Source organism: Myxococcus vastator, from assembly GCF_010894475.1.
GTDB lineage: Bacteria > Myxococcota > Myxococcia > Myxococcales > Myxococcaceae > Myxococcus > Myxococcus vastator.
The window spans coordinates 1-5,715 of record NZ_JAAIYB010000507.1 but is presented as its reverse complement, the minus strand read 5'-3'; the positions used below and the strand labels follow the sequence as shown (position 1 = coordinate 5,715).

The following is a 5,715-nucleotide window of genomic DNA, read 5'->3' as shown; positions in this document are numbered from 1 at the left end:
GTCCAGCGTGGAGGCGCCGCCGCCCCTCACGCCCGCGGGCCCCCGCCTGCACTTCGTCAGCCATGACGAGTCGCAGACGGAGTTCCGCCTCAACTTCCGCGGCGTCCCCGAGCAGCATGAGGACTACCCCGCGCTGCAAATCATCCGCCGCGTGTTGGATGACGGCCTGTCCTCGCGGCTGCCTTACGAAATCGTGGAGAAGCGCGGGCTGGCGTACTCCGTGAGCGCGTCGCTGGACGGCTACCACGACGCGGGGCTCCTCGAGATTGAAGCCGCCAGCGCCCCGGAGAAGGCCGCGACAGTCATCACCGAGGCCTTCCGCGTGCTGGCCACGCTCTGTGAGAACGAGGTGGGGGAAGAGGAGCTGACGCGCGCCAAGCGCCGGCACCGCATGCTGCTGGAGTTCTCCCAGGACTCGCCGGGAGAGCTGGCCGGCTGGTTCGGCGGCACGGAGCTGTTCCGCACGCCGGAGTCGTTTGGCCACCGCGCCGACCTGGTGGACTCGCAGTCCGCCGCCCGCGTGCGGGAGGTGGCCCGGCGCTACTTCAACCGGGAGAACCTCACGGTGGTGGCGGTGGGCCAGCGCAAGGGCCTCAAGGCCCTGGAGCGCGTGGTGGCGGAAGCCCCCGGCCTTCCCGCGCCGGAGGCCGCGCCGCTGGCGGTGGTCAGCGGCGGCCGCGGATGATGACCGGGCCCGAGGACTTCTTCTTGGGCTTCGGCAGCAGCGCCTTCAGCGCCTTCTGGGTGCGGAGGTAGCCCGGGTTCTCCGGATCCCGCTTCAGGGCCTCGTCGATGAGCTCGAGGCCCCGCGTCACCTTCGTCTGCATCCGCGCATAGAGGGCGGCGAGCTGGGCCTTCTCCTCGAGGGTGGCCTCGCTCATGCTCAGCAGCAGCTCCAGCGACGTCTCCGCGTCCGTGACGCGGTCCGCCTTCAGGTGGATGCGCCACATCCGGGCGTGCACGGGCGCGAAGCGGGGCTCCGCGGACAGCGCGAAGCGGTAGGCCTCCTCCGCGCCGCGAAAGTCCCCCTGCTCCTCCAGGGAGCGCCCGCGCACGTACTGCGCCCGGGCCAGCCGGGGGTTGAGCTGGAGCGCCTGGTCCACCAGGGCCTGCGCATCCGCGCGGCGGCCCTGAATGCGCACCGTCTCCGCCAGCCACGCCAGCGCGTCGGCGTTCTGCGGCTGCGCCTCCACCAGCTTGCGCAGGGCCTCCTCCGCGTCCGAGGCCCGGCTCTGGGCCAGCAGCACCCGCGCGCGCAGCGTCACCACCTCCGGCCGCTCCGCGTCAGCCCCCTTCACGGCGTTCAGGTCGGACTCGGCCAGGTCCGGGAAGCCGCTGACCAGGAAGTAGCGCGCGCGCAAGAGCCGCGCGGAGGCCAGCCCCGGGTCCTGGTTGAGGAGCCGGTCCATGAGGTTGGCGGCCAGGAGCTCGTCGCCCTTGAGCCAGAGCACCTCGGCCTCGACGGACTTGGCCTCGGCGTCGTCGGGGTTCTCCCGCAGGAGGTTCTCCAGCGTCTTGAAGGCGGCATCAATCTGCCCCTCACGCGCCTGGAGACGGGCCAGCCGCAGGACGTCCGCGTCCGGCAGGTTGCCCGCGTCGCGCATGGTGATGAGCGCCGCGAGCGCGTCCTGGGTGAGGCCCTGCTGGAGGTAGATGTCGGCCAGCTGGCGCTGGATGGTGGGGTCCGAGCCCGGCGACATGGCGGCGGCCTGCTTCAGCGCCAGGATGGCGGCGCCCTCGTTGCCCGCCAGGCGGTGGGCCTGCGCCATGAGCAGGTGCGGCTCCGGACTGTCAGGCGCCGCGGTGGCGGCCCTGCGCAGTGCGGCAAGCGCGGCGTTGGCCTGTCCGCTGGACAGGTGGCCGCGGGCTTCAGTCAATGCGACCTGAGCCCGCCTGGCCTTGTTCTCCGCGGCGGCAACCTCCGGCTCTTTGCAAGCAAGCAGTGGAAGGAGCGCCAGGGTCCACGGTCTGATTCGAAAATGACGGTGCATCGCTGAGGCCCAGGGTACCGGATGTTATCCTCCTTCGTCGATGGACCCATTCGTTCGGCGCCTCGTGGAGAGGCTCCATGACCCCAGCAAGCCGCTGTCGCGCAACCGGCACTTCCACACGTTCGAGACCCCCGAGGGGCGAGCGGCGCTGAAGGTGGTCCGGCGCCTGCGCAGCCTCCAGAAGGACATTCTCGCGTGCCACGCGGAGGGCTTCCGCGCGCGCATCTTCCGCCACGCGACGGGCAAGGGCGAACACCGCATCGAGCTCCTCATGGAGCGCCTCTCCGGCCGTCGCGTCTCCATGCTCCAGTCCGACGAATTCGAGCTGCTCGCCGCGCTGCCCGGGGTGCGTGACGCGCTGGAAGTGTTCGACGAGGCGGCGTAGGCCCGCGGAAGCCGCTACTCCGGAGGTCCGCGCCGGGGCGGCGGCGTTTGCTTCATCCGTTCGTATTCCTCGTCCGTGAAGACGCGGCTGCGGGTGAGGAAGCGCACGCCCAGCGGAGCCTCCACGCTGAAGCCCGCGCCCCGCCCCTTCACCACGTCCAGGGTGAGGTGCGTGTGCTGCCAGTACTCGAACTGCGCGCCGCCGATGTAGACGGGGCAGCCCTCCACCTCGCCCAGGAAGACGTCTCGCTGGCCCACGCGGAAGTCCCCCACGGGGTAGCACATGGGCGCGCTGCCGTCGCAGCAGCCGCCCGACTGATGGAACATCAAGGGCCCGTGCGTGGCGCGGAGCTGACGGATGACAGCGGCGGCCTCGGGCGTCACATCCACCCGGGCCACCGCCGTGGCGCCGTCCTGTCCGCCCGTGCCGGGGCCGGCACCGGCGTCACTCATTAAAAGAAGCCCATGGCCTTGGGGCTGTAGCTGACCAGCAGGTTCTTCGTCTGCTGGTAGTGGTCCAGCATCTTCCGGTGATTCTCCCGCCCGATGCCGGACTGCTTGTAGCCGCCGAACGCCGCGTGCGCGGGGTAGATGTGGTAGCAGTTGGTCCACACGCGGCCCGCCTCGATGGCGCGCCCCGCGCGGTAGGCGGTGTTCCCGTCACGCGTCCACACGCCAGCGCCCAGGCCGTACAGCGTGTCGTTGGCCTGACGGATGGCGTCGTCGAAGTCCTTGAAGGTCGCCACGCTCACCACGGGGCCGAAGATCTCCTCCTGGAAGACGCGCATGCGGTTGTGGCCCTGGAACACGGTGGGCGCCACGTAGTAGCCGTCCTTCAGGTCACCCGGCAGCGCCACGCGCTCGCCGCCGATGAGGACCTTGGCGCCCTCCTTCTTGCCGATGTCGATGTAGCTGAGAATCTTCTCCAGCTGGTCGTTGGACGCCTGGGCGCCGACCTGGGTGTCGGTGTCCAGCGGGTTGCCCGGCGACACCTTGCGGACGCGGTCGAGCGCCTTCTCCATGAACTGACTGTAGATGCGCTCGCTGATGAGGGAGCGCGACGGGCAGGTGCAGACCTCGCCCTGGTTGAGCGCGAACATTGCGAAGCCTTCCAACGACTTGTCGAAGAAGTCGTCGTCGCGCGCCATCACATCCTCGAAGAAGATGTTGGGGCTCTTGCCTCCCAGCTCCAGCGTGACGGGGATGAGGTTCTCACTGGCGTACTGCATGATGAGCCGGCCCGTGCTCGTCTCGCCGGTGAAGGCCACCTTGGCGATGCGCGGGCTGCTGGCCAGCGGCTTGCCCGCCTCCACGCCGAAGCCGTTGACGACGTTGAGCACCCCTTCGGGCAGCAGGTCCTGGATGAGCTCGGTCCACAGCAGGATGCTGGAGGGCGTCTGCTCCGCGGGCTTGAGGACCACGCAGTTGCCCGCCGCCAGCGCCGGGGCCAGCTTCCAGGCCGCCATCAGCAGCGGGAAGTTCCAGGGGATGATTTGCCCCACGACGCCCAGCGGCTCGTGGAAGTGGTAGGCGACGGTGTCGTGGTCCAGCTCGCTCACGCCGCCTTCCTGCGCGCGGATACATCCGGCGAAGTAGCGGAAGTGGTCGATGGCCAGCGGGAGGTCCGCCGCCAACGTCTCACGCACGGGCTTGCCGTTGTCCCACGTCTCCGCGACGGCGAGCAGCTCCAGGTTCTGCTCCATCCGGTCGGCGATCTTGTTGAGGAGGTTCGCTCGGACGGTCGGCGAGGTGCGGCCCCAGGAGCGCCGGGCCGCGTGGGCCGCATCCAGCGCCTTTTCGATGTCCTCGGCCGTGGAGCGGGCCACTTCACAGAAGGGCTTGCCCGTCACGGGGCTGATGTTCTCGAAGTACTGGCCGCGCGTGGGTTCGACCCAACGCCCGCCAATGAAGTTCTGGTAGCGGGGCTTGAACTGCACCTTGGAGCCGGGCTGATTGGGGGCGGCGTAGATCACTGCGCTCTCCTTGGGTGGTTTGGTAGACGGGACACCCCAGAGCAGCGCGCATGCCAGTGCCCGCGTCCGTCGACGTCGCGGCGCGTCGTGTCCCGCTCCGCGACACCTGTCCGGACACGCCTGGCGCGGAGCGCGACAGGTCCGTCGCGCGATGGACACCGTCCTCCAGTGAACGCTCAGGCGCGCGAGGGCAGCGTGATGCCGAAGCGCTCCGCCATCCGGTAGAGCGTGCTTCGTGCGATGCCCAGGCGCCGGGCGGCCTGCGCCACATTGCCGCCGCTGAGCGCCAGTGCCTCTTGGATGGCGCGGGCCTCCAGCTCGCGCAGCGGGCCGGCGGCGGCACCCGCGGCTGGCTGGCGCGGCGCACTGGGAGCGAGCGGCGTGGTGGGCAGAGGCGCTCCCTGGCCCCCGGGCGAGTGCGGGCTTCCCAGGCCTGGCGGCAGGGCATCCACGTCCAGCACGGCGGCGCCGCCCGCACGCACCAACGACAGCCGCAGCACCGTCTTCAGCTCACGCACGTTGCCGGGCCAGGGGTGGGCGGCGAGCCGGGTGAGCGCGGCGGCGGAGAGGCCTGGCGGGGACAGGCCTTCTTCTGCTGACAGACGCTCGAGGAGTGCGTGGGCCAGCTCAGGCAGGTCGGTGCGCTCGCGCAGGGGTGGCAGCCGCAGCACCGCGCCCTGGAGGCGGAAGTAGAGGTCGGAGCGGAACGTGCCGCTGCGCACGGCCGCGTCCAGGTCCCTGCAGGTCGCGCCCACCAGGCGGAAGCGCGAGCATCGCACGCGGGACTCGCCCACGCGCGAATAGGCGCCGTCCTCCAGCACGCGCAGCAGCAACACCTGGAGCGCGGGCGGCATCTCCGCCAGCTCGTCGAGGAAGAGCGTTCCGCCGTCCGCCGCCGCCAGCTTTCCCTCCGCGCCGCCGACACGCGCGCCGGTGAAGGCGCCGGGCGCATGGCCGAACAGCTCACTCTCCAGCAACGCGGGCGACAGCGCGCCGCAGTTCACCGCCACGAAGGGGCCCGTGGCGACCGTGCTGGCCGCGTGCAGTGCGCGGGCGAGGAGCTCCTTGCCCGTGCCTGTCTCCGACAGCAGGAGCACCGGCAGGCTCGTCGGCGCGAACCGCTCCGCTTCGCGCAACGTGGCGCGGTGCTGCGGGTCGTTCCCCCTGAGCGCCGCCCACGGCCCAGGAGGCACCGCCGGGTCCGCCCCCCACAGGTCCCGGGACAGTGCACGCGGCGCACGGCCCACGGAGGAAGGCTCCGCCACGGCAGGGCGTGACTCCGCGCTCCCGGGCGGCATGCCCTGGGGCTCACCACCGGACGGCGACGCCTCTCGCGGCGCGCGCAGGGACTGGACACCCACAGACTC

6 protein-coding genes are annotated in these 5,715 nt (G+C 71.0%); 2 read left to right on the top strand and 4 right to left on the bottom strand.

Annotation, left to right across the window (positions count from 1 at the left end; all coding sequences use genetic code 11):
• Positions 1–685 (top strand): M16 family metallopeptidase (locus tag G4D87_RS32620; RefSeq protein WP_163786593.1); only part of this gene is annotated, 685 nt, incomplete at its 5' end.
• Here the strand turns inward: G4D87_RS32620 and G4D87_RS32615 are convergent.
• Entirely contained in the window at positions 666–1,991 is a 1,326-nt protein-coding gene (locus tag G4D87_RS32615; protein WP_163786592.1) for a tetratricopeptide repeat protein, read from the bottom strand. The two genes, G4D87_RS32620 and G4D87_RS32615, sit on opposite strands and share 20 nt — an antisense overlap.
• 40 nt (positions 1,992–2,031) lie before the next feature.
• Between G4D87_RS32615 and G4D87_RS32610 the strand changes: the two genes are divergently transcribed.
• Positions 2,032–2,376 (top strand): hypothetical protein, encoded by a 345-nt coding sequence (locus G4D87_RS32610; protein ID WP_163786591.1) that lies wholly within the window; start codon positions 2,032–2,034, stop codon positions 2,374–2,376.
• A 14-nt stretch (positions 2,377–2,390) separates the two neighbouring features.
• On the opposite strand, the gene G4D87_RS32605 is transcribed toward G4D87_RS32610, so the two are convergent.
• From G4D87_RS32605 to G4D87_RS32595, 3 genes are all read right to left on the bottom strand, one after another.
• Complete coding sequence (locus G4D87_RS32605) at positions 2,391–2,828, bottom strand: DUF779 domain-containing protein (RefSeq protein ID WP_163786590.1); 438 nt, start codon at positions 2,826–2,828, stop codon at positions 2,391–2,393.
• Positions 2,828–4,348: an aldehyde dehydrogenase gene (gene adh, locus G4D87_RS32600; RefSeq protein WP_163786589.1), complete on the bottom strand. Its 1,521-nt coding sequence runs from the start codon at positions 4,346–4,348 to the stop codon at positions 2,828–2,830. Before adh ends, G4D87_RS32605 begins: the two co-directional genes overlap by 1 nt.
• Positions 4,349–4,524: 176 nt before the next feature.
• Positions 4,525–5,715: sigma-54 interaction domain-containing protein (locus G4D87_RS32595; RefSeq protein WP_240358790.1), on the bottom strand; the 1,191-nt coding region annotated here is incomplete at its 5' end.